The sequence below is a fragment of the Plantactinospora sp. CA-294935 genome (assembly GCF_050936445.1).
In the GTDB taxonomy this organism is placed as follows: Bacteria; Actinomycetota; Actinomycetes; order Mycobacteriales; family Micromonosporaceae; genus Plantactinospora.
Genome location: NZ_JBNJMU010000001.1, coordinates 904,371 through 927,145, shown reverse-complemented (window position 1 = coordinate 927,145; position 22,775 = coordinate 904,371). Strand labels below are relative to the sequence as shown.

Sequence of the window (22,775 nt, the reverse complement as noted above, 5' to 3'; positions counted from 1 at the left end):
TAAATTAGTCGCCCCCACGGTGAGGGGCAAGAAGCTTCTGTGTTATTGCCAATGGCGAAGGAAACCTTCATTCTGGTCGTTGTCGACGAGAGTCGTTGTCGACGGGAGTCGTGGCTGACGGGAGTCGTGGCTGACGAGATCGGTCGACGACCGGCACGGAGGTGGTGGCGATGCGTCGTCGGAGGATCGGCACCGGACTTCTCGGCGCCGGAGTCGGCACGGCGGTCCTGGTCACGGCCCTGGCCGTACCGCACCCGGCGACCGCCGGACCGAAAGTCGGCCAGGCGGTGAGCGGTCCCACGGTGGGCCAGGCGGTGAGCGGTCCTACGGTCGGCCAGGCGGTGAGCGGTCGCACGGTGGGCCAGGCAGTGCCCGGGGACCGCAGCGGAGGTTGGCAGAGCGGGCCGCCGACCGTCGAGCCCGGCGACGTCCGGTTCGCCCGGCGCACGCTGCGGGCCGGCCGGCCGCAGGAGGTCGGCCTGCTGCCCGAGTACGTCGACCGGCTGCGCACCGACGCCGAGGCGTACCTGACGCCCACCCCGGACCACCCCACCTTCCCGACGTACGCCGGAGCCGTGCTGCTGGCCGCCAAGGACGGGGTGGTGGTCCGACACGAGGCGGTCGGCACGGCGGTGAAGTACCGCGAGGTCGGGCCGGCACCCGGGCGGGTCGGTGTGGAGTTGCCGGCCGACCAGCAGATCCCGATGCGCAAGGACACCATCTTCGACCTCGCCTCGATCTCCAAGCTCTTCACCACCGTGGTGGCGCTGCGCCAGGTCGAGCGCGGCACCGTCGAGCTGGACGCACCGGTGGTGCGCTACCTGCCGGAGTTCGCCGCCGGTGGCAAGGAGGCGGTGACCGTACGGATGCTGCTCACCCACACCGGCGGGCTCCCCGCGTTCGCGCCACTGTGGAGCAGCTACCCGACCCCGCAGGAGCGGGAGGCGGCCGCCCTGGCCACCCCGTTCGCCGCCGGTGCCAGCCCCGGCAACCAGTACGTCTACTCCGACCTCGGGCTGATCGCGCTCGGCGTACTCGTGGAGCGGGTGACCGGCCGCCCGCTGGAGCAACTCGTCGCCACCGAGGTGACCGGGCCGCTGCGGATGGTCGACACCGGCTACAACCCGGCACCGGCGCTCCGGCACCGGATCGCCGCCACCGAATACCAGCCGTACGCGGACCGCGGCATGGTCTGGGGTGAGGTGCACGACGAGAACGCCTGGGCACTCGGCGGGGTGGCCGGGCACGCCGGGCTCTTCTCCACCGCCGCCGACCTGGCCATCTTCTGCCAGATGCTGCTGAACGGCGGCGAATACCGGGGCGCCCGGATCCTCCGCGAGTCGACCGTGCGGGACATGCTGGTCAACTACAACGCCAGCCTGGAGAGCCGCTATCCGGAGAGCGACCGAGGGCTCGGGGTCGAGCTGCACAAGCACTGGTACATGTCCGGGCTCGCCTCGCCGGTCGCGTTCGGGCACACCGGGTTCACCGGCACCTCGATCGTGGTCGACCCGCTGTCGCACACCTTCCTGATCCTGCTGACCAACCGGGTACACCCGGACCGGAACTGGGGCAGCAACAACGTGGCCCGGCGGGCGTTGGCCCGTGACCTGGCGTACGCGACTCCGGTCCGGCCACCGATGGGCGGCACCGCCTGGCGCGCGGACGACCTCGACGGCGGCAGCGTCACCCTCAGCGCGCCGCTGCGCCGCGCCGCCGGCCGTGCGGCGGTGGCCAGCTTCCAACTCTGGTACGACACCGAGCCGCGCTACGACCTGCTGCACTTCCAGACCTCGGCCGACGGCGGCGAGACCTGGGCCCCGGTCGACGTGACCCTGGTCGGTCCGACCGGGCGGTGGACCGCCGAGGGCTCGGTCACCGGCTACGGCGGCCGGCGCTGGTGGCAGGCGTTCGCGGAACTGCCGACCGGCACCACCGACCTGCGCTGGAGCTACACCACCGACGGCACTTCCCGGGGCCGCGGCGTGTACGTCGACGGCCTGCTCGTGGTCGGCACCAACGGCCTGCTCTTCTCCGGCGAGGGCAGCGACGCGACCCGCTTCGTCCCGACCGGCTGGACCCCGTCGAGTCGTTAGTCCGGGGCCGGCCCGCCGCTGCTGGTGGATCGGCAGCGAGCGGTCGACGCCTGCGTGCAGGCGAGTATCGCCGAGGTGTCCAGCAGGATGCGCCTCCCGCCGCCTTCGCGGCCGCCGCTTCCCGCCGCCTTCGCGGCCGTGCCGCCTTCGCGGCCGCCGCCCAAGATTCTTGGCGAGTTAGGGCGCGTGGCGGACCACAATTCGCCAAGAATCTTGACGCGCGGAGGTGGTTGTCCACAGGTGGGTGGGTGGGCGTTGCGGGGGTGTGATGGGGGGCGGAGACTTGGGCGGGTGTCCATCGCTCGGAGGCAGCCGAAGGCGGCCGTCGATCGCAGACGACCGGATCGGGTGCGGTTGCCCGGGGTGTCGGGGGTGCCGGCGGAGGGCGCTGGCGAACTCGACTGGCTGGCGTTCGAGCAGGCCGGAGTCCTGGCAACCGGCCAGGCGGTACGGCTGCTCGGCCGGGGCGCCGTCCGTGGGCTGATCGAATCGGGCCGGTGGCGCTCGCTGTGCCGAGGTGTGCTGCTCGCCGGCAACGGGCGCCTCACCCGTGACCAGCAGCTTTGGGTGGCCGTACTCGTCGCGGGAAAGGGGGCGGTGTTGGCCGGTGCCACCGCCGCTGCCGAAGCGGGCGTACGGGGACTGCGGCAGGAGCCGCTCTACGTGCTGGTTCCGGCCGCCCGGCATGCCTCCACGGCGCTGCGTCGGCTACCGCTGGACATGCCGGGTGTCCTGGTGCGCCGCACGACGATTCTGCCCGAGTCGCACCTGCAACTCGGCCGGCCGAGGCGTACCACCATCGCGCGGGCGCTGCTCGACGCGGCGGGCTGGGCGCGTACCGATGACGAGGCACGGACGGTTCTCGCCACCGGCTGCCAGCAGCGGCGTACGACGGCACGGGAACTCCGGGAGATGATGGCGGAACTGCCGAAGCTGCACCGGCGATCGTTGATCACTCGTACCCTCGACGACATCTCCGGCGGTGCCGAGGCGCTGTCCGAACTGGACTTCGTGGCACTGTGCCGCCGCTTCCGGCTTCCGCCGCCCGACCTCCAAAAGCGGCGGGTCGACGCCAGCGGGCGGGTGCGCTATCTGGACGCGTACTGGCGGCGCTGGCGGTTGCACGTCGAGATCGATGGCGCACACCACATGGACGTCCGGTACTGGGAAGCCGACCTGCGCAGGCAGAACGACATCTGGATCGCTGGCGACCGGATCCTGCGGTTTCCGGCCTCGCTGGTCCGGAGCCGGCCGGCGGAAGTGGCCGACCAGCTACGGGCGGGGCTCGAAGCGGCCGGCTGGCGACCCGATCGCTGACCCCGCGACCTGGGGAGCTGTGGCGAAGAGCGGCTGTCGGAAGTCGAACTCGCCGTCCTTGGCGCCGGCCAGGAAGGCGTTCCACTCGTCTCGGGTGTAGACGATCATCGGCCCGTCCGGATGATGACTGAACCCTTTTCAACCTAGACCGCGCGGCGCGCACGCACCGCGTCCGATTTCAACCTGAACCGCGCGGCGCGCACGCACCGCGTCCGACGCTGCGGTCCGGCGGACCGCAAGGGGAGGTTGAAGAAGGTTCACTGTGCCGTACGGCGATCTGCCCCGACCCGTCCGCCAGCGGACCCGCTTCGACGCAACTGTCGTTGTTCCAAGTCGACGGCCTGGTGGAACGTGGCCGTGGAGGGAGCTTCCAGGCGGTGACGAAGGGGCGCTCTCCCGACGTGGGCGGCAAAGGGTGGTGCACACCCGTAACCGGCGTGCGCCCACATCTATCACGGAGAGTGCCTGCCGCACGACTCCGAGTCGCGCCGGTATCGAAGCGAGGCCGATCGGACAGCGATAAGAAGAGACCTGTTCCTCCTGCTCCCGCCAACCGTTGGCGCCTCGCCGGCTCGGACTGATGTCGCGCCGGTTCAGAGCCGGGCGGCAACCTGCTTGCCGAGTGCGGCGAACTTGCTCTGCGGAATGACCGACGGGCCGGAGAGCACCACCAGTCGCAGCTCCTGCTGGTACGGCACGGCGAAGGCCAACACCCGGGCGCCGTCGACCGTGTACGCCACCGCGTCCGCCCCGACGCCGTCGACCCGGGTCGTCTTGGCCTGGCTGCCCTCGCCGATGGCGTCGATCGTCTCGGTCACGGTGTCGGCGCGGTCGGGGAACGCGGTCGCGACCAGCGACAGCGCCTCGCGGCTGCCGTCCTGGTAGGCGCAGGTGTAGCGGGTGGTCTCGTCCTCGACGGGCGGCCCTTCGGTGGCCCTGAGTTTGGTCTGGTCGGAGCCGCCCAGGGTCTTCACCACCGCATCGGCAGGAAGCAGTTCGCAGGCCGAGGTGATCTCTTTGAGCCGGGCCGGAGCGCTGGCGGTTGGCTTCGCGCCGGGCGAGGAGACCGCGTCGACCGGACCGCCGAACGTGGCGGGCTCACCGTCGCCACCGCAGCCGCCGGCGGAGAGCACGGCCAGCGCGGCGATGGTCAGCGAGACGGAACGGCGGGCATTCTTCGCGGGGGCCAACGGTTTCTCCTTACAAATTCATTGCGGTTGAGCGGACGTCTGGAAAGGCCGTGCCAGGATTCTGGCGACGGTCGGCCCGGCCCATGCCGGCGTCCGGGGTGGAAGTAAAACTGGTTACCTGTGATGCGTGAGGAGTCGGCGGTCCTGGTTCCAATGGCTAGACAACGGTGTCGGCTGAGGGTGTGCCGGTCCGAGTGGCGAGCCTAGCCTCTGACCTGCTGAGGGTGGGATGCAGTGGCCGACGGTGACGGATTCTCGAAAGGTGGCGACCCCGCTGCGGACGTCGGCAGTTTCGACTCGCGTCTCCGATTTTGAAGCCGAGGAACGCATTCGCAGCGAAATTAGGTCGGATTTCGTTACATCGACCCGCCGTACGGCCCGGCGGACATTTCTCACTGTTTCCGTCGGCCCCGGGTGCGGCTCGGTGCAGCAAGATCAATCTGTGTCCGACACGACTGCGTCACGCCGGACCCCCACCCCATCGGAGGTACAGCGCATGTCATCGAGGTTGTCCCGCCACAGTAGTCAGCCAGCCACCACGCGATCCGTCACAGGTGGCGCCGCCGCGTCATCGTCCGGAGCCGACGCGGCCGTCGGCCAGCTCAAGCGCCGCCTCGCGGTGGCCGCCGCCCTGCTCGTCGGCGTACCGGGGGCGGTCGCGATGACCAGCGGGCCGGTCGCCGCCCAGCCCCTCCAGTCGCACTGCGGGACGGAGACCGGCAACAAGCCGGTCGAGGGCTTCATCAGCCACGACGAGCTGCGGGGCAGCCTTGCGCAGATCGAGCAGACCAGCGGGGGCAAGGTCGCCGTCGACGTCGCCGGTCACTCCAACCAGGGGCGGGAGATCTGGACCGCCCGGGTCGGCGAGGGCGACACCGTGGTCCTGATCCAGAGCCAGATCCACGGCAACGAGATGAACGGCACCGTCGCACTGCTGGAGACGCTCAAGAAGCTGGGCGACAACTCGGCCCGCTCCGCGGAGATCCGCAAGGCCGTCACCGTGGTCGCCGTGCCGAGGCTCAACGCCGACGGCGGCGAGCTGGACACCCGGCAGAACGCGACGAGCTGGGACGATGTCGTCGCCGACTTCCCGCAGTTGGCGGGGGTCCAGCCGGCGTGGAACTACAACTCCCGGCTCGGCGGGTTCGACGTGAACCGCGACTTCAACCCGGACCTCGACTACGTTCCCCAGCCGGCCGACTTCCCCGGCAACAGCGCGTCGGTCGGCTGGTACGTGACTCCCGAGGCGCAGACCGTCCGCGAGGTCTACCGTGGCCTGGAGCGGGAGTTCGGCACCGTGGACGTCTTCGTCGACCTGCACAACCAGGCGCCCTGCTACACCGGTGAGGGGATGGACGACTTCACCACGCTCTCCATCTCGGGGCGTTTCATCACCGACCCGGCACAGCACGGAAACTGGCCCAAGTTCGACTACGACGCGTCCCGGCGGATCAACGTCGCCGCTTACGACGCCATGCAGGGCGGGAACTCGCCGCAGAGCAAGGTGACGCGCTATCCGCAGGACACGAACCTGCCCGGTACCGCACTGGGCTCGTTCGCCCTCCGGGGCAGCGCGACCATCCTGTTCGAGACGCGGGGCCAGACCCAGTCCTGGAGCCAGAAGCAGAACGGCATGTTGAACAAGCAGATCGAGGTCGGGATGTTCGGCATCATCGACGCCGTCACCGACGGGACGCTAGCCGGCATCGTCCCGGAGCGCTACGAGTCGATCCCGGAGCGGATGAACGTCCCGCAGGACTGACGAGGCGGAGCTGACGACCGGAACGAACTGGCGTCCCGGCCTTCCATGGGGCGACCGGAACGAACTGCTGTCCCGGCCTCCCGTGGGGGCGGCCGGGACGCCAGCGCCGCTCCGACCGCTTGCCTGCGCTGCGCAGAGGGACGCCACATTGAACCGCCGCGTGGAGCGCGCCTGCCGTCGAGGCACAGGTGGCGGTCAATGGCTCACCGGGTGCGGTGACAGGCCGCCGGTGACGGCGTGGCCCTGCGCGGGTCGATCGGCGCCCCGGATCAGGAACAGGCTGTACGCCACGATCCAGACCAGCCAGAGGAGCCAGCCGACCAGGCCGAACAGCGAGAGCGGGTTGACCCCGTCGGTGCCGTACGGGCTGGTGGTCGCGGCGAGGAAGAGCAGCGCCGCGCCGAGCACACCGACGGCGGCATGCCAGCGGGTGACGAGGCCGGCCCGCCGGCCACTGACGGAGAGGCCGAGCAGGGCTGTCGCCAGGAAGATCTGGTTGAAGCCGAAGAGTGCGTTGTGCAGGCCCCAGAGCCCGGCCACGGCGCCGGGATCGTGCGACGCGGCCGTGGCCACGGCCAGGCGGGACGCCCCCACGCTGGCGAACGCGACGCACTGCATGAGAATGCCGGCGAGGCCGACCATGGCCCAGCCCTCGCCCCGCACCCGGTCGTGGCGCCACAGCGCGGCGAACACTCCAGCGGCGAAGATGGTGGCCAGCAACCAGGCGGTGGGCAGCAGGGCGGAGGTGAGGCGGAGTGCATCCGACGCGTCGACATGGGCCGGGGCGATCTCGTCGAGTTCCATCCTGTCGGACGGGTTCGGGAAGCCGGCCGAGACCAGCACCAGGTTTCCGCCGAGCAGCAGCAGTACGAAACCGATGCCGGACAGGCCGGCCAGCCGGGCGAAGCGCATGAGGTGCCTCCAATTGGCTTTACGTGACTTATATTGAATATAGGCAGCAACAAGAGGGAGGACAAGATGGCGGCAACGCCGGAACGGCGGCGGTACGACTCGCTGGTCCGGACAGCGCAGGCCGACGAGACCCGCCGGCAGATCGCCCAGGCGGCCCGCCGGCTCTTCGTCGCCCAGGGGTGGGGGCGGACGACCGTCCGGGACGTGGCCCGCGAGGCCGGCGTCTCGGTCCCGACGGTCTACTCGGCGTACGGCAACAAGTTGGGTCTCGCCATCGCGCTGATGGACGCCGCCGACCTGGCCGCCGACCCCGACCGGCTGGTGGCGGAGCTGGCGGCGGCCGCCGATCCGTCCGGTCAGCTCGCGGTCTCGGTCGCCTTCCATCGACGGCTGTTCGAGCGGGCCGGAGACGTGATCCTGCTGCTCCGCGAGGGCGGCCGGACCGAACCCGAGCTGGCCGCCGCCTACCGCGAAGGACCCCGGCGTGGCGAGAAGGCGCTACTGGCGCTCTTCTCCTCGTGGCCCGCCGGCACCTTCTCCGACGGCGTCGACCCGCGCACCGCCGTCGACATGTACGGCGCGATCTGCGGCATCGACGCGTACGCGGAGCTGACCGCCGGACGCGGCTGGTCGCCCGAGCGCGTGGAACGCTGGTGGACCGAGCTGCTGATCCGGGAACTGCTCGGCTAGAAGGCGCAGGCGATGACGAGTTCCGGGGTGCGGTCGGGCAGGAAGTCGAGCTTGCCGATCCGGCCCGCCGCCTTCAGGTCACCGGCGATGCTGGCCAACTGCTCCAGCATCGCCGCCGGGCCGAGCGCCTCGGCCAGCGGCACCTCGGTACGCATCGACACCTTCCGCTCCGACTTCGCCCGCCGCACCTGGGTCAGTGCCGCGCCGGCCAGCTCCAGCAGGGCCGGGTCGCCGTCGGCGGCCACCCGCTGGATCTCGTACGTCGTCGGCCACGGGGAGCGGTGCACCGAGCCGTACCGCCACCAGGACCAGACCTCCTCGGTGACGTACGGCAGGAACGGGGCGAACAGCCGCAGCAGCGTGGAGAGGGCGGCCGCCAGCGCGGCCCGGGCCGACTCGGCACCCGGCCCCTCGCCGTAGGCCCGCTCCTTCACCAACTCGATGTAGTCGTCACAGAACCGCCAGAAGAACGCCTCGGTGACCTGCATCGCCTCGGTGTGGTCGTACCGGTCGAAGGCGGCGGTGGCGGTGGCGACCACAGTGGAGAGTCCGGCGAGCATCGACCGGTCCAACGGCTCGGTCGCCGGCGCCCGCAGGGCGTCGCCGGCACCGAGGCCGAGCGCGAACCGGGACGCGTTGAGCAGCTTGGTGGCGAGCCGCCGGCCGATCCGGATCTGGCCCGGGTCGAACGCCAGGTCGGTGCCGGGCCGCCCGTTCGCCGCCCAGTAGCGGACCGCGTCCGGGCCGTGCTCCTCCAGCAGCCCCATCGGGGTCTGCACGTTCCCCTTGGACTTGGACATCTTCTTGCGATCCGGGTCGAGGATCCAACCGGAGAGCACCGCGTCCCGCCAGGGCAGCACCCCGGCCTCCAGGTGCGCGCGCACGACGGTCGCGAACAACCAGGTACGGATGATCTCCTGCCCCTGCGGCCGCAGGTCCATCGGGAAGACCCGGGCGTACAGGTCGGGATCGTCGAGCCAGCCGCCGACGATCTGCGGGGTCAGCGACGAGGTGGCCCAGGTGTCCATCACGTCCGGGTCGGCGATGAAACCGCCCGGCCGGCCGCGCTGCGACTCGGTGTAGCCGGCCGGGGTGTCGGAGGTCGGGTCGACGGGCAGCGCTGCCTCGTCCGGCGTGAGAGGCTGGGCGTAATCCGGCTCGCCAGCGTCGTCGAGCCGGTACCAGACCGGGAACGGCACCCCGAAATAGCGCTGCCGGCTGATCAGCCAGTCCCCGGTCAGCCCGCTCACCCAGTGCTCGTAGCGGTGCCGCATGTGTGTCGGCACCCAGTTCAGCTCGTCTCCCCGGTCGAGCAGTGCGGCCCGCAGTTCGGCGTCCCGACCGCCGTTGCGCAGATACCACTGCCGAGTGGAGATGATCTCCAGCGGGCTGTCGCCCTTCTCGTAGAACTTCACCGGATGCGTGATCGGCCTCGGCTCGCCGTCCAGGTCGCCGGAGGCGGCCAGCAGCTCCACGATCCGCCGCCGGGCCGCGTTGACCCTCAGGCCGGCGAGTTCGGCGTACGGGGCCGGGTCGACCGGGGGCGGTGGCTCGGGCAGCAGCCGGCCGTCCCGGCCGATCACCACCCGGGTGGGCAGGCGAAGCTCCCGCCACCAGGTCACGTCGGCCAGGTCACCGAAGGTGCAGGTCATCACCAGACCGGTGCCCTTGGCCGGATCCGCCAGCGGGTGGGCGTAGACGGTCACCTCGGTGCCGAACAGCGGGGTGCGGACGGTGCCGCCGACCAGGTCGGCATACCGCTCGTCGTCGGGGTGGCAGACCAGCGCCACACAGGCCGGCAGCAGCTCCGGGCGGGTGGTCTCGATCTGGACGTACGGGTCGTCGCGGCCCGGGCCGGGGCTGATCGGGGTACCGGCGCTGCCCGGCCCGGACGCCAGCACCTCGAACCGGATCCGGTGGTACGCCCCCGGCCGCTCCCGGTCCTCCAGTTCCGCCTGGGCCACCGCCGTGCCGAAGCCGACGTCCCAGAGCGCGGGCGCCTCGGCGGAGTACGCCTCACCCCGGGCCAGGTTCCGCAGGAACGCCCGCTGCGCGGTGGCCCGGGCGGTCGGGCCGATCGTGGTGTACGTCAGCGACCAGTCCACCGACAGCCCGAGGCGCCGCCACAGCTCCTCGTAGACCTGCTCGTCCTCGGCGGTCAGCGCGGCACACAGTTCGACGAAGTTGCGCCGCGAGATCGCCACCGGGTTCTTCCGGGCCTCCTCGCCGACCGGCCGTCGCGGCGGCTGCCACTGCGGGTCGTACGGCAGGCTCGGGTCACAGGCGACGCCGTAGACGTTCTGCACCCGGCGCTCGGTGGGCAGGCCGTTGTCGTCCCAGCCCATCGGATAGAAGACCGTCCGGCCGCGCATCCGCTGGAACCGGGCCACCGTGTCGGTGTGGGTGTACGAGAAGACGTGCCCCATGTGCAGTTCGCCGGATACGGTCGGCGGAGGAGTGTCGATCGCGTACACGTCCGACCGGCTCTTCGTCCGGTCGAAGGCGTACGTCCCCTCCTCCTGCCACCGGCGGGCCCACTTCTCGGCCAGCCCGTCCAGGCTCGGCCGCTCCGGGACGCCGGTGCGCTGGTGCCGCTCCGTATCCGTCATCGGTTGATGGTACGGGAGACGGCTGGGCGGGCGACCGGGATTTCCGCACCGCCAGCCCGCCCGCCCCAGGTAGCTTCCGCACCGCCGGCACACTTGCCCGACACCGATACCACACCGCCGGCCATCGGCTTGAGGACGGCGCTTCCGGCCCGCCGGACTGCTATTCCGCCGGCCATCGGCCCGAGGACGGCGCCGCCGGCCCGCCGGACTGCTATTCCGCCGGCCCGCCGGACAGCGCCCCAGCCGGCTCGCCCGGCGGTGACTCCGCCGGCCAGTCCCCGGTCAGGAACGACCGGACCAGGGCGGCGTGCGACAGCGGGGTGCCCAGGTCGGCGACGTCGGCGTTGGTGGTGTAGTCCAGCAGCACCAGATCCCGGTCGGCGGAGAGCCGACGCAACTCGGCGACCAGGTCGGCCGCCGGATGCTCCAGCACCCACCGGTACGCCGGCAGGTAGATCAGGCGCCGCGCCTCCGCGTAGCCCAGCAGTCGGTCGCCGGTCAGCCCGGCCCGGTGCCCCCGCACCGCACCGTAGCGGCGCACCGTCCGCTTCAGGCCCTTCATCGTGGTCACGCCGAGCCGGCTCGGGTCGACGTCGGCGCCGGCGAAGACCTTGAGCGCCTGCCAGATCCCCTCCACGGACTCGCCGGAAACGCCGGGTGAGAACGGCACCGGGATGCCGCCGTGCGGATAGAACGGGCTCAGCCGCACCCAGGGGTCGGGCCCGCGCGAGGTCACGTCGAGCACCAACGCGCCCGGCGCCGCCGCCTCGATGGTCGCGGCGGAGCGCCGCCGGCTCATCACCCGTATCGCCACGGATTCACCCTCCGGTCGACGGCACGTCGCCGGCCCGACGTGACCACGATGGTCGACCCGCATCCTGCCGCCCGGGTACGACACCCCGCCCTGCCGCCGATCCGCCGGCTACCGTGGACGCCGTGATTCCCGAGGCGCTGGCCCGCAACGTACGGCAGGTGTGGGGGGCGGACGGCATCCGCTGGCTCGCCGGACTGCCCCGGGTGCTCGCCGAGGTGGCCGCCGACTGGGAGTTGACCGTCGGCGAGCCGTACGACCTGTCGTTCCACTTCGTCACCGCGGTGACCTGTGCCGACGGCCGGCCGGCGGTGCTGAAGCTGGGTGTACCGAGCGGGGAGTCGCTGCGTACCGAGTCACCGGCGCTGGCCGCGTTCGCCGGCCGGGGCGCCGTACGCCTGCTCCGCGCCGACCTGGACCGGGGTGCCCTGCTGCTGGAGCGGGCCGAACCCGGCTGGCGGCTGCGTGACCTGGTGCCCGGCCGGGACGCCGAGGCGACCTCGGTGGCGGCGGAGGTGCTGCGCCGGCTCGCCGTACCGCCGCCGGCCGACTGCCCGCTGCCCGACCTGTCCACCTACGGCGCCGGCTTCGACGGGTACCTGGCGGTGCACGGCGACGGCGGGCCGCTGCCGGCCGACCTCGTCGCCCGGGCCGGCGGCCTGATGCGCGAGCTGTGCGCCTCGGCGACCGGACGGGTGGTGCTGCACGGCGACCTGCACCACGACAACATCCTGCGCGCGGAGCGCGAACCGTGGCTCGCCATCGACCCGCACGGGCTGGTCGGCGATCCCGGGTTCGAGGTCGGCGCGCTGCTCTACAACCCCGAGCCGGACGACCGGGACCCGACGTTGACCGCGCTGGTGCCGGCCCGGGTCGAACAGCTCGCCGACCTGCTGGCGATGCCGGTGGACCGGGTGGTCGGCTGGGGCTTCGTCATGGCGGTGCTGTCGGACGTCTGGACGGCCGAGGAGTGGAAACCGGGCGACCCGTCGCCGGCCAGCCGCGCCCTGGACGTCGCCCGCCTACTGCTGCCCCGGCTGAGCTGAGCACGCTGTTGTCCCGGCTGGGCTGGGCAGGTTGTTGTCCCGGCTGGGCTGGGCGGGCTGTTGTCCCGGCTGGGCTGGGCGGGCTGTTGTCCCGGCTGGGCTGGGCGGGCTGTTGTCCCGGCTGGGCTGGGCGGGCTGTTGTCCCGGCCGGGCCGGGTACGGCGTCAGCGGCGCAGGGTGAGGCGGAACTCGCAACCGTCGCCGTCGGGTCCCGGCGAGCGCAGCGTGAGGTCGCCGCCGTGCGCCAGTGCGATCTGCCGGGCGATCGCCAGGCCGAGACCGGTGCCGGGGACATCCCGCCGGCCACGCCAGAAACGCTGGAAGACGTGCTCCTGCTCGTCGGCGGGGACGCCCGGGCCGTGGTCGGTGACCAGTACGGCCACTTCGGAGTCGGTGGCCTCGACGTCGACCCGTACCGCCGAGCCGGCCGGGGCGTACCGGATCGCGTTGTCGACGAGGTTGGTGACGGCACGCCGTACCGTCGGTTCGTCCACCGCGCAGCTAGCGTCCGGCGGCCCGCCGACCGAGAGCCGGATCCGCCGCTTCGCGGCCAGCACGCCGGCGTCCTCCAGTACCCGGCCGACGATGGCGGTCAGCTCGGCCGGCTGCCGGTCGAGGACGCGGGCCCGGCCGCGGGCATCCACCAGGAGTTCGTCGAGAGTCGCCCGCAGCCGCACCGCCGCGGTCCGGGACCGTTCGAGTCCCTTCCGGTACACCTCGACGGTGGGCTCCGGATGGGTGAGCAGCACCTCGGCATTGGTGACCAGGACGGCCAGCGGGATCCGCAGTTCGTGGCTGGTCTCCTCGACGAGCTGCCGCTGGGTGTCGGCGGCCCGCTCCAGCCGGTCGAGCATCGCGTCGAAGCTCGCGGCGAGCGACACCAGCTCGGACGGACCCCGGTCGAGCCCGGTACGCCGGCTCAGGTCCGCTCCCTCGATCTCCTCGACGACCCGCCGGATCCGGTCGATCGGGCCGACCGCCCGGCCGGCCCACCACCAGGCCAGTCCGGCGGCGACCGGGGCGAGGGCGAGAACCGTCCAGGTGACCCAGCCGGACCGGTCGGTGGTGGTGTGCTCGACGGGTTCCGCACCGATCAGCGCCTGCGTCGTCGTCTCGGTGTCGGTCACCAGGGTCACGCCGAACAGCAGCAGGACCGGTACGTAACTGGCCAGGAAGCCGAGCACCGCGAGGCGTACCCGCAGCGAGCGCCAGCCGCGGCTCACGACGGTTCCGCCAGTTGGTAGCCGACGCCGGTGATGGTGACGATCGACGCCGGCTCGCCGAGTTTGCGGCGCAGCCGGCTGAGGATCACCCGGACCGACGAGGTGAACGGGTTGGCGTGCGCGTCCCAGACGTGTTCGAGCAGCTCCTCGGCGGAGAGCACCCGGCCGGGATGGTGCATGAAGTAGCGCAGCAGCGAGAACTCCCGGGCGGTCAGCCCGATTTCGGTGCCGGCCCGCCACGCCCGGTGCGCGGCCAGGTCCAGGGTCAGGTCGCCGACCCGCAGCGTCGAGCCGGGTACGTCGCCCCGGCGCCCGAGCGCCCGCAGCCGGGCGACCAGTTCGGCGAAGTGGAACGGCTTCACCAGGTAGTCGTCCGCACCCGCGTCGAGCCCGGCCACCCGGTCCGTCACCGCGTCCCGGGCGGTCAGCACCAGGCAGCGCCGGGGCCGGTGCAGCTCCGGATCCCGGCCGAGCCGCCGGACGAGGTCGAGCCCGTCCCCGTCCGGCAGCCCCAGGTCGAGACAGGCGACGTCGTAGCCGGTGATCCGGAGCAGCTCCTCGGCGTCGGCGTAGCTGGCCGCCAGGTCGACCGCGTACGACTCGTTGCGCAGGCCGAGGGCGACCACCTCGGCGAGATCGGGGTCGTCCTCGACCAGCAGGATGCGCATGGCGTGGCTCCTCGACAGCGGGGCCGGGGCCGGTCAGCCGGCCAGCTTGGCGACGTACGGGCCGCCCGGTCCGGTGACGGTCAGCCGGCCCGCGCCGAACTCGACGACCACCTCCGGGCCGCTGCCGGTCGGGTCGTCGGGACGGTAGCGGCCGGCACCGGCCGAGGTGAGGGTGAGGGTCGGCGGTCCGGTGTCCACCTCGGCGGCCTCGACCCCGCCCTCCTGGTTGACCGCGAACCACCCGAGGACCGTCCGGGAGTCAGTGGTGACGGAGACGTAGCTGTGCAGTTCGCCGTCCCGGACGACGGTGCCGCCGGGAGTGATGCCGGTGATCCGCCCGAACGCGGCCTCCAGTGCCTTGCGTTCGTTGCGGCCCTCCTGAGTCTCCCCGTCGAGTAGCGCCAGCACCCGCTCCTCGTGCCGCCGCAGCTCGTCGGCGGAGACGCCGCGCGGCGGGAAGAGCGCGGCAACGGCGTCGGCACCGCTCGCGGAGACCGACATCTGGTTGCCGGCGGTGGTCACCTCGAACCCACCTCCCGTCTCCAGCCGGTACTTCCCGACGGTAGCGGCCGGGGCGGTGCCGCCGGGGGGCGGGCTGGGCGTCGGCAGCGGAGCGCCGGCGAGCAGGGCCGGGCCCACCTTTTCGAGCAGCTTCTCGGCGCTCACCTCGGGCCGGTTGGACGCCATCGCGATCACCCGCTCGCCCTCGGGTACCCACACCACCACGGCGTTGTGGCCGATGTCGCCGCCCCCACCCGCGGTGGTCAGGAACGGCTTGCCGTACACGGAGGCGCCGTACGCCACCCAGCCGGGCGTCTCCGACCTGCCCTTGCCCAGGTCGTGCCCCGGGGTGCCGATCGCCCGCACCGACGTGGCCGAGACGAGCCGGCCGGTGAAGAGCGCGTGGGTCCAGGCCGCCAGGTCCCGAGTGGTCATCGCCAGCCCGCCGTTGCCGTCGACCGCCCAGTGCGGTCCGGCGAAGCCTCCCGACTCACCGGTCTGGCCGCCGTCGAGCCGGCCGACGGCGCGAGGACCCGGTGCGGCCGGCTGGCCGTCCCAGAATCCGCCGGCGACCCGGCCGTCCGGCAGCGGCAGGATCTCCGCCATGGTGTAGTCCCGGTAGCTGCGGCCGGAGACCTTCTCGATCACGAGGGCCAGCAGGGTGTAGCCGGCGTTCGAGTAGACGTAACCGGTGCCCGGCGCGAACGCCAGCCTCAGGCCGCCGATCGCCGACAGCGCGCCGGCCCGGTCCAGCGGCTCGTGGTCGGTGCCGTGCGTGCCGTTCAGCCCACTGGTGTGCAGCAGGAGTTGCCGGACGGTCACCCCGGCCACCGGACCGGTCAGCTCCGGCAGGATGCTGCCGACCCGGTCGTCGAGCGCCAGCTTGCGGTCGTCCACCAGTCGGAACACGGTGGCGGCGGTGAACGCCTTGGTGACCGAGCCGATGCTGAAGACGGTATCGACCGTGTTCGGGGTGCCGGCGGCCTCGTCCGCCGATCCGTAGCTGGCCAGGCAGTCGAAGCGCCCACCGGTCGAAATCGCGATCGAGCCGCTGAACCCGGCCCGAGCCCATGCGCCGAAGGCGGCGTCGATGCGGCCGTCGCAGCGGGCACCGGTGGCGGCCGGAGAACCCGGCTCGAACTCCGGCGGACCGCTCTCGGCAGTGCAGGCGGCCAGCGACACCGCGATCATCGCCACCGCGACGAACCTGAAGTGCTCGGTCATGGGCCGAAGCTAGGAGTACCGGTGCGAACCTGAGGTAAACGAGCTGGCCCGGATCGTCCGGCCACCGCGGCGGGACCGCCCGGCCGGCGGTCGGGAGATCCGGCGGCGGGCAGCGTCGGACCGGGGAGTCCTCCGGATTGCGGTGGGCCGGGTCGGCGGCTCACTGGAGCAGCGAGTCGCGCCACTGCCGGTGCAGCGCCGCGTACCGGCCGCCTCGGGCGATCAGCAGCTCCGGCGGACCGTCCTCGACCACCCGGCCGCCGTCCAGCACCAGCACCCGGTCCGCGATTTCCACTGTGGACAGCCGGTGGGCGATGACGATCGCGGTCCGGTCGGCGAGGATGGTCCGCAGCGCCCGCTGCACCAGCCGCTCGCTCGGGATGTCCAGCGACGAGGTGGCCTCGTCCAGGATCAGCACCGCCGGGTCGGCGAGGAACGCCCGGGCGAACGCGACGAGCTGGCGCTGCCCGGCGGAGAGCCGGCCGCCGCGCCGGTGCACGTCGGTCGCGTACCCGGCGGGCAGCGCGGCGATGAAGTCGTGCGCGCCGATCGCGTCGGCCGCCGCGACCACGTCCTCGTCGTCCGCGCCCGGCCGGCCGAACCGGATGTTGTCCGCCACCGACCCGGCGAAGAGGTGGTTCTCCTGGGTGACCATGACGACCGCCCGGCGCAGGTCGGCGTCGGCCACGTCGCGCAGGTCGACGCCGTCCAGGGTGACGGTGCCCCGGGCCGGGTCGTAGAACCGGGCGACCAGCTTCGCCACCGTCGACTTCCCGGCCCCGGTCGCGCCGACCAGCGCCACCGTCTGGCCGGCCGGGATCGACAGGCTCAACTCCGGCAGGACCGGGGTGTCGGCGCGGTAGCCGAAGGTCACCGTGCGCAGTTCGACCGCACCCCGGGCCGGGCCGGTCGGCAACGGGCGGGGAGCGGCCGGCTCCGGTACGCCGGGCCGCTCGTCGAGCACCCCGGCCAGCTTCTCCAGCGCCGCCGTGGCGGACTGGAGCGCGTTGTAGAACTGGCTCAACTCCTGCATCGGCTCGAAGAACCGGCGGAGGTAGAGCAGGAACGCGGCGAGTACGCCGATCTCGGTGTGCCCGCCCAGCACCCGCATGCCGCCGTACGCCAGCACCACCGCGATGGTCACGTTGCCGATCACCTTGATCGCCGGGGAGTAGGTGGCGATCAGCCGGAACGCCCGCAGGTTCGCCCGCCGGTGGTCGTCGTTGACGGTGGCGAAGATCTGTTGGTTGCGCGGTTCCCGCCGGAATGCCTGCACCGCCCGGATCCCGCCGAGCGACTCGACGAAGTGGACGATCACCAGCGCGACCGTCTCCCGGGTACGCCGGTAGGCGGACGCGGAGGCGCGGGCGAACCAGCGGGACAGCCAGAGCAGGAACGGGAAGGCGAGCAGGGTCACCGCGGCCAGCGGCAGGTCCAGCCAGAGCAGGACGCCGGCCACCGAGACGATGGAGAGCACGGCGAGTACCAGGTCGTCGATGCCGCCGTCGACCAGTTCGGCGATCGAGTCCATGTCACTGGTCAGCCGGGCCACCAGCCGGCCCGAGGTGTAGCGCTCGTGGAAGCTGACCGACAGCCGCAGGAAGTGGTCGTACACCCGGCGGCGCAGGTCGAGCAGGATGGCCTGGCCGATCCGGGTGGAGAGGGTGAGAAAGCCGCGCTTGCCGACGTACTCGGCTCCGGCAGCCAGCCCGAACGCGGTCGCCACCGCGACGAGCGGACCCGGGTCACCGGCCCGGAGTGGCCCGATTGCCCGGTCGATACCGAGCATCACCAGGTACGGCCCGGCCATCCCGGCCGCGTTCTGGAGCAGCAGCAGGGCCACCGCCACGCCGATCAGCTTGCGGTGCGGCCGGATCAGCGAGCCGAGCAGGACCCGGCTGCGGCTGCGCAGCCTGGCGATGCCCTGCGCGGTGCCGGTCTCGGCGGCGGTCCGGTCCGCCTCCGGGTCGGCGGCGATGCCCCGCCACCGGGCCAGGTCCGGGGAACTGGTCGTCGGGTCGTCGGCGGACTCCGCCGCCGTCGCGCCGTCGACCGGACCGGCTGCCGTCATGACCTGACGAGTCCCAGGTCGTCGGTGTCCTCGGCAGTCTCGGCGCGACGGCCGTCGTGGGTGGCTTCGGCGCAGCGGCTGTCGTGGGTGGCTTCGGTGCGACGGCTGTCGTGGGCGGCGTCGGCGCAGCGGCTGTCGTGGGCGGCTGCGGTGCGACGGCTGTCATGGGTGGCGTCGGCGCGACGGGTGGCCGTGGAAGCCTCGGCGGGGCGACCGTCGCAGGCCGCGTCGGCGGGGTCGGTGTCCTCGGCGGAGAGCACCGCCCGGTACGCGGGCACCTCGCGCAGCAGTTCGGCGTGGGTACCGACGGCGGCGATCCGGCCGTCGGCGAGCAGCGCCACCCGGTCGGCGAGGGCGACGGTCGAGGGCCGGTGCACCACCACCAGCGCGGTGGTGTCCCGGAGCACCCGGGCCAGCGCCCGCTCGACCAGCGCCTCGGTGTGTACGTCCAGCGCCGACAGTGGATCGTCGAGCACCAGCACCCCGGGCCGGCCGAGTACCGCCCGGGCCAGGGCCAGCCGTTGCCGCTGCCCGCCGGAGAGGGAGAGCCCCTGCTCGCCGATCCGGGTGTCCAGCCCCCACGGCAGGTCGTACACGAAGTCGGCCTGGGCCACGGCGAGCGCGGCGCGTACCTCGTCGTCGCCCGCGTCGGCCCGGCCCAGGGTGAGGTTCTCCCGCACCGACATCGAGAAGAGCGTCGGCTCCTCGAAGGCGATCCCGACCCGGCTGCGCAGCGAGTCCAGCCGGATGTCCCGGATGTCCCGCCCATCCAGGCTGACCTGGCCGGCGGTGACGTCGTACAGGCGCGGCACCAGCGAGAGCAGGCTGGTCTTGCCGCAGCCGGTGGCGCCGACGATGGCCAGCGTCTCGCCGGGCTGGACCGCCAGGTCGACGCCGCGCAGCAGCGGGGGCCCCTGTGGGTAGCCGAACCACACCCCGTCGAAGCGGAGCGCGCCGCCCCGGCCAGCGCCCTCCGGCCCGGCCAGCGCCACCGCGCCCGGCCGGTCGACGATGGTCGGCCGGGTGTCCAGCACCTCGTAGATCCGGTCGGCGGCGGTCATCGCCTCCTGGGCGTTGGCGATGATCCAGGCGAGCGACTCGATCGGCCAGATCAGCATCAGTTGCAGGCTGACGAAGGCGACCAGTCCGCCGATGGTCAGCGAGCCCTGCGCGACGGCGACCGCACCGGCCACCAGCACCGCCGCCAGGGTCAGGTTGGGAATCAGGTCGAACTGCGCGGAGGTACGGGCGAGCAGCCGGCCCTTGCCGGTCGCGGTGTCGTGCAGCGTACGGCTGCCGGCCGCGAACCGCCGGGTCATCTCCGGGCGCCGGCCGAACGCCTTGATTGTGCGGATGCCCTGCGCCGACTCCTCGATCAGGGTGGCCAGGTCGCCCTGCTCGTCCTGGAGCCGCCGGGCCGCCAGCAGGTAGGACCGGGTGAACCGGCGACTTGCCAGGAACAGCGGCACCGCGCCGGCCGCCACCAGCAGCCCGAGGCCCGGGTGCAGGGTGATCAGCAGTGTCACCACGGCGAGGTAGGTGGTGACGTTCACGACCAGGAAGAGCAGCCCGAAGGAGAGGAAGCGCCGGATCACCGAGAGGTCGCTGGTGACCCGGGACAGCAACTGGCCGGACTGCCAGCGGTCGTGGAAGCCGATGTGCAGCCGTTGCAGGTGGGCGTAGATCTCGTCCCGGATGGTGGCCTCCATCCCGACCGCCGAGGAGGACTGGGCCCACCGCCGGATGAAGATCAACGCCGCTTCGGCGAGCCCGAGCAGCAGCGCCAGCCCGCCGAGCCGGAGCAGGCCGCCGGGGTCGCGGTGCGCGATCGGACCGTCCACCGCCCGTTGCACGACGAGCGGTACGGCGATGCTCGCCCCGGTCGCCGCGAACGCCGCGAGCAGCAGCCAGACCAGTTGCACCCGGTACGGGCGGAGGTAGCGCCGCAGCCGCCAGAGGTTGCGGGGCAACGGATTGCCGGGCAGCCGGAGCCGCCGCCAGCGCCGCAACGGTGGCTCGGTGGTGTGCTGCGACGGCGGCTCGGTGGTGTGCTGCGACGGTGGGTCGACGGTGCGCTGCGACGGTGGCTCGGTGGTGCGCCGCGACAGCTCTCCCTTCCGGCGAATCCCCAGCCGGGCGGGCAGCCGGAAGCCCGGCCGGCCCCGGACCGTGGGCTCGTCGTCACGATCCGGCGCCATGCCATGACGTTAACGGCAAATCCAGCTTCCGGATGAGTCGTGTTGTTGTCACCTGGCGTCGCCGGAGCGGATCCGCGCCGGATCGTGTGCTGTCACTACCCATGGAGGGGAAGTAACAGCACACGATCTGGCAGTGCAGAACTTGGCGGGGCGGTCACCCGCCGATCGGGCTGCGCTCGTGGGCGAGCAGCCAGGTCTTCACCGGCAGTCCCCACCGGAAACCGCCGAGCCCGCCGTCGGTGCGCAGCACCCGGTGACACGGTACGAAGAGCGCCGCCGCGTTCCGGGCGCAGGCCATCGCCGCGGCCCGGACCGCCCGGGGCCGGCCGGAGAGCTCGGCGAACTCGGTGTAGGTGATCGGCTCGCCCGGCTTGACCTGCCGCAACGTGTTCCAGGCGTGGGCCATGAACTCGCCGTCGGTGTGCTGCACGACCGGTACCGCGTCGATCGCGGTCAGGTCGCCGTCCAGATAGGACCGTACCGCCGCGCTGACCGGGCCGAGTTCGGACCGCTCCCGGACCTCCCGGCGCAGTCGGGGGTGCACCAGTCCGAGCAGGTTGGCGGTGTCCGTGGTGAAGCCGGCGGCGTGCACCACGCCCTCCGGGTCGGCGAGGACGGTCAGTGGTCCGGTCGGCGTCTCGATCCGACTGCTGTACATCTCGTTCACTCTGCTCTCCATAGTCTGATCACCGCGTACGAGCGCCAGGGCCGCCAGCGGCCGGCGTACGCGTCGAGGCTCTTCGGGTCGTCGGGGAGGCCGAGCGCCGCGGCGCCCCGGCGTACCCCGAGGTCGGTGGGGAGGAAGACGTCCGGGTCGCCGATCGCCCGCATCGCGACGTAGCCGGCGGTCCAGGCGCCGATGCCGGGCAGCGCGGTCAGCCGGTCGACCAGCTCGGCCCGGTCCGCGCCGGGGTCCAGGTCCAGGTCGCCGGCGGCGACCGCCTCGGCCAGCGCCCGGATCGTCGCCCGCCGGGCGGCCGGCATGCCGAACGCGGAGTCCGGCAACGCCAGCACCTCCTCGGCGGTCGGAAACGCACGCAGCCCGGCGGGTCCGGTTGTCTCGGCCGAGCCCGCCGGCCCGCCGGCCGAGCCCGCCGGCCCGCCGGCCGAGCCCGCCGGCTTGACAGCCGAGTCCGTGGGGACGGTGGCCGCCTCGGTCCGGCCGAGTCGGGCGACCCGGCCGGCGGGGTCGGCGGGGTCGGCGTCCCGGGCCAGCGCGGCCGGCGCGTCGGTGTCGGCGGCGGCGAGCCGGGCCAGCACGGTACGCGCCCCGGCGACCGAGACCTGCTGGCCGACGATCGCCCGGACGGCCATCTCGAAACCGTCCACCGCACGCGGCACCCGGATGCCCGGCTCCTTCGCCACCGCCTCGGCGAACACCGGATCGGCGCCGAGCACCCCGTCCACCGCCTCCGGGTCGGCGTCCAGGTCGAAGAGGCGGCGGCAGCGGGCCACCGCCGGGGCCAGGTCACGGACATCGGCGAGCCGGAGGGTGGCGGCGACGTACCCGGGCATCGGGGTCATGGCGATCTCGGCCGGCCCGTTCGGCAGCCGCAGGCCGCGGCGGTACGACCCGGCCTCGACCTCCTCGATTCCGGGTACCGCCCGCAGGGCGAGGAAGTCCAGCAGCGCGTCGGCGTGCAGCGGTGCCCGGTACGCGAGCCGCAGCGCGATCGTCCCCGGCGTGCCGTTCGAGCCGCCGGGGACCGCCGACGCCGTCGCACCGGAGACTTCGCCCCCGACCGTCCGGGAAGCGCGGCGGGAGCCGGTACCGGCCGAGCGGCGGGCGGCGTCGCGCAGTTGGGACGGCGCCACCGCGTACACCTCGCGGATCGTGTCGTTGAACTGCCGTACGCTGCCGAAGCCGGCGGCGAAGGCGATCTCGGCCAGCCCGAGGTCGGTCGTCTCGACCAGGATCCGGGCGGTCTGCGCCCGCTGCGCCCGGGCCAGGGCGAGCGGCCCGGCACCGACCTCCGCGACCAGCATCCGGTGCAGGTGCCGGTCGGTGTAGCCGAGCCGGCCGGCCAGCCCCGGCACCCCCTCCCGGTCGACCACACCGTCGGCGATCAGCCGCATCGCCCGTCCGACGATGTCGGCCCGGACGTTCCACTCCGGCGATCCGGGGGCGGCGTCCGGCCGGCAGCGCCGGCAGGCGCGCAGCCCGGCGCGCTGGGCGGCTGCGGCCGACGGATAGAATCGGACGTTGCGCCGCTTCGGGGTCATCGCCGGGCAGGACGGCCGGCAGTAGATGCCGGTGGTGGTGACGCCGGTGTAGAACCAGCCGTCGAACCGCTGGTCCCGGCTGTCGACCGCCCGATAGCACCGTTCGAAGTCCAGTTCCATGCCTTCGATGGTGCCGCGTGCCGGGCGCGTTGACTCGCGGGAATCGGACCTGGCCGTGCCTACCTCACCGAGTGGTGGCCGGGGTCACCGCCCGGACCGGCCGGCGCGCTCCGG

Annotated in this window: 15 protein-coding genes and 2 pseudogenes; 5 read left to right on the top strand and 12 right to left on the bottom strand. The window is 72.8% G+C overall.

From position 1 onward, the window contains the following. The first annotated feature begins 170 nt into the window (after nt 1–170). Entirely contained in the window at nt 171–2,096 is a 1,926-nt protein-coding gene (locus tag ACQEVC_RS04090) for a serine hydrolase (protein ID WP_432873493.1), read from the top strand. A gap of 372 nt (nt 2,097–2,468) precedes the next feature. Continuing rightward, nucleotides 2,469–3,413: a hypothetical protein gene (locus ACQEVC_RS04085; protein ID WP_432873491.1), complete on the top strand. Its 945-nt coding sequence runs from the start codon at nt 2,469–2,471 to the stop codon at nt 3,411–3,413. On the opposite strand, the pseudogene ACQEVC_RS04080 reads toward ACQEVC_RS04085, so the two are convergent. Beyond that, a pseudogene (locus ACQEVC_RS04080) lies at nt 3,369–3,533 on the bottom strand (DUF397 domain-containing protein); the annotation flags it as partial. The gene ACQEVC_RS04085 and the pseudogene ACQEVC_RS04080 sit on opposite strands and share 45 nt — an antisense overlap. Before the next feature lie 473 nt (nt 3,534–4,006). After that, complete coding sequence (locus tag ACQEVC_RS04075) at nt 4,007–4,603, bottom strand: hypothetical protein (RefSeq protein ID WP_432873489.1); 597 nt, start codon at nt 4,601–4,603, stop codon at nt 4,007–4,009. A 496-nt stretch (nt 4,604–5,099) separates the two neighbouring features. Here ACQEVC_RS04075 and ACQEVC_RS04070 point away from each other — a divergent pair, with 496 nt between their 5' ends. Beyond that, entirely contained in the window at nt 5,100–6,365 is a 1,266-nt protein-coding gene (locus ACQEVC_RS04070) for a M14 family zinc carboxypeptidase (RefSeq protein ID WP_432873487.1), read from the top strand. Between the two features lie 195 nt (nt 6,366–6,560). On the opposite strand, the gene ACQEVC_RS04065 is transcribed toward ACQEVC_RS04070, so the two are convergent. Continuing rightward, complete coding sequence (locus ACQEVC_RS04065) at nt 6,561–7,277, bottom strand: hypothetical protein (RefSeq protein ID WP_432873486.1); 717 nt, start codon at nt 7,275–7,277, stop codon at nt 6,561–6,563. A gap of 66 nt (nt 7,278–7,343) precedes the next feature. On the opposite strand from ACQEVC_RS04065, the gene ACQEVC_RS04060 reads away from it, so the two are divergent. Then, on the top strand, nt 7,344–7,967 hold the full coding sequence (locus ACQEVC_RS04060) for a TetR/AcrR family transcriptional regulator (protein WP_432873483.1): 624 nt from the start codon (nt 7,344–7,346) through the stop codon (nt 7,965–7,967). Here the strand turns inward: ACQEVC_RS04060 and valS are convergent. Both valS and ACQEVC_RS04050 read right to left on the bottom strand, forming a co-directional pair. After that, the gene (gene valS, locus ACQEVC_RS04055; RefSeq protein WP_432873480.1) at nt 7,964–10,576 is read right to left on the bottom strand and encodes a valine--tRNA ligase; all 2,613 of its coding nucleotides are present in this window, start codon (nt 10,574–10,576) and stop codon (nt 7,964–7,966) included. The genes ACQEVC_RS04060 and valS overlap by 4 nt on opposite strands. A gap of 211 nt (nt 10,577–10,787) precedes the next feature. Further along, a complete protein-coding gene (locus ACQEVC_RS04050; protein WP_432873477.1) occupies nt 10,788–11,390 on the bottom strand; it encodes a DUF6939 family protein in 603 nt (200 codons plus the stop codon). Between the two features lie 122 nt (nt 11,391–11,512). On the opposite strand from ACQEVC_RS04050, the gene ACQEVC_RS04045 reads away from it, so the two are divergent. Then, nucleotides 11,513–12,433: an aminoglycoside phosphotransferase family protein gene (locus ACQEVC_RS04045; protein ID WP_432873476.1), complete on the top strand. Its 921-nt coding sequence runs from the start codon at nt 11,513–11,515 to the stop codon at nt 12,431–12,433. Between the two features lie 164 nt (nt 12,434–12,597). Here the strand turns inward: ACQEVC_RS04045 and ACQEVC_RS04040 are convergent, their stop codons facing one another. The 7 genes and pseudogenes from ACQEVC_RS04040 to ACQEVC_RS04010 form a co-directional block, all read right to left on the bottom strand. After that, nucleotides 12,598–13,656, bottom strand: a complete 1,059-nt coding sequence (locus ACQEVC_RS04040; RefSeq protein ID WP_432873473.1) for a HAMP domain-containing sensor histidine kinase — start codon at nt 13,654–13,656, stop codon at nt 12,598–12,600. Further along, on the bottom strand, nt 13,653–14,324 hold the full coding sequence (locus ACQEVC_RS04035) for a response regulator transcription factor (RefSeq protein WP_432873470.1): 672 nt from the start codon (nt 14,322–14,324) through the stop codon (nt 13,653–13,655). The genes ACQEVC_RS04040 and ACQEVC_RS04035 overlap by 4 nt, the downstream gene beginning before the upstream one ends. 33 nt (nt 14,325–14,357) lie before the next feature. Beyond that, complete coding sequence (locus ACQEVC_RS04030) at nt 14,358–16,049, bottom strand: serine hydrolase domain-containing protein (protein WP_432873467.1); 1,692 nt, start codon at nt 16,047–16,049, stop codon at nt 14,358–14,360. A 160-nt stretch (nt 16,050–16,209) separates the two neighbouring features. Further along, nucleotides 16,210–18,120 carry an ABC transporter ATP-binding protein gene (locus ACQEVC_RS04025; protein ID WP_432873465.1) on the bottom strand — a complete coding sequence of 637 codons (1,911 nt, stop codon included), beginning with the start codon at nt 18,118–18,120 and terminating at the stop codon, nt 16,210–16,212. Between the two features lie 227 nt (nt 18,121–18,347). After that, a pseudogene (locus ACQEVC_RS04020) lies at nt 18,348–20,318 on the bottom strand (ABC transporter ATP-binding protein); the annotation flags it as partial. A 154-nt stretch (nt 20,319–20,472) separates the two neighbouring features. Continuing rightward, nucleotides 20,473–20,976, bottom strand: coding sequence for a methylated-DNA--[protein]-cysteine S-methyltransferase (locus ACQEVC_RS04015; RefSeq protein WP_432891018.1), 504 nt, complete (start codon nt 20,974–20,976; stop codon nt 20,473–20,475). Between the two features lie 5 nt (nt 20,977–20,981). Next, on the bottom strand, nt 20,982–22,661 hold the full coding sequence (locus ACQEVC_RS04010) for a DNA-3-methyladenine glycosylase 2 family protein (protein ID WP_432873462.1): 1,680 nt from the start codon (nt 22,659–22,661) through the stop codon (nt 20,982–20,984). Nucleotides 22,662–22,775 lie beyond the last annotated feature (114 nt).

Bases quoted from the DNA above. Each gene is read 5' to 3' on its own strand.
- ACQEVC_RS04090 (WP_432873493.1), top strand. From the start codon at position 171: ATGCGTCGTCGGAGGATCGGCACCGGACTTCTCGGCGCCGGAGTCGGC.
- ACQEVC_RS04070 (WP_432873487.1), top strand. From the start codon at position 5,100: ATGTCATCGAGGTTGTCCCGCCACAGTAGTCAGCCAGCCACCACGCGA.
- ACQEVC_RS04065 (WP_432873486.1), bottom strand. From the start codon at position 7,277: ATGCGCTTCGCCCGGCTGGCCGGCCTGTCCGGCATCGGTTTCGTACTG.
- ACQEVC_RS04060 (WP_432873483.1), top strand. From the start codon at position 7,344: ATGGCGGCAACGCCGGAACGGCGGCGGTACGACTCGCTGGTCCGGACA.
- valS (WP_432873480.1), bottom strand. From the start codon at position 10,576: ATGACGGATACGGAGCGGCACCAGCGCACCGGCGTCCCGGAGCGGCCG.
- ACQEVC_RS04035 (WP_432873470.1), bottom strand. From the start codon at position 14,324: ATGCGCATCCTGCTGGTCGAGGACGACCCCGATCTCGCCGAGGTGGTC.
- ACQEVC_RS04030 (WP_432873467.1), bottom strand. From the start codon at position 16,049: ATGACCGAGCACTTCAGGTTCGTCGCGGTGGCGATGATCGCGGTGTCG.
- ACQEVC_RS04025 (WP_432873465.1), bottom strand. From the start codon at position 18,120: ATGACGGCAGCCGGTCCGGTCGACGGCGCGACGGCGGCGGAGTCCGCC.
- ACQEVC_RS04015 (WP_432891018.1), bottom strand. From the start codon at position 20,976: ATGTACAGCAGTCGGATCGAGACGCCGACCGGACCACTGACCGTCCTC.
- ACQEVC_RS04010 (WP_432873462.1), bottom strand. From the start codon at position 22,661: ATGGAACTGGACTTCGAACGGTGCTATCGGGCGGTCGACAGCCGGGAC.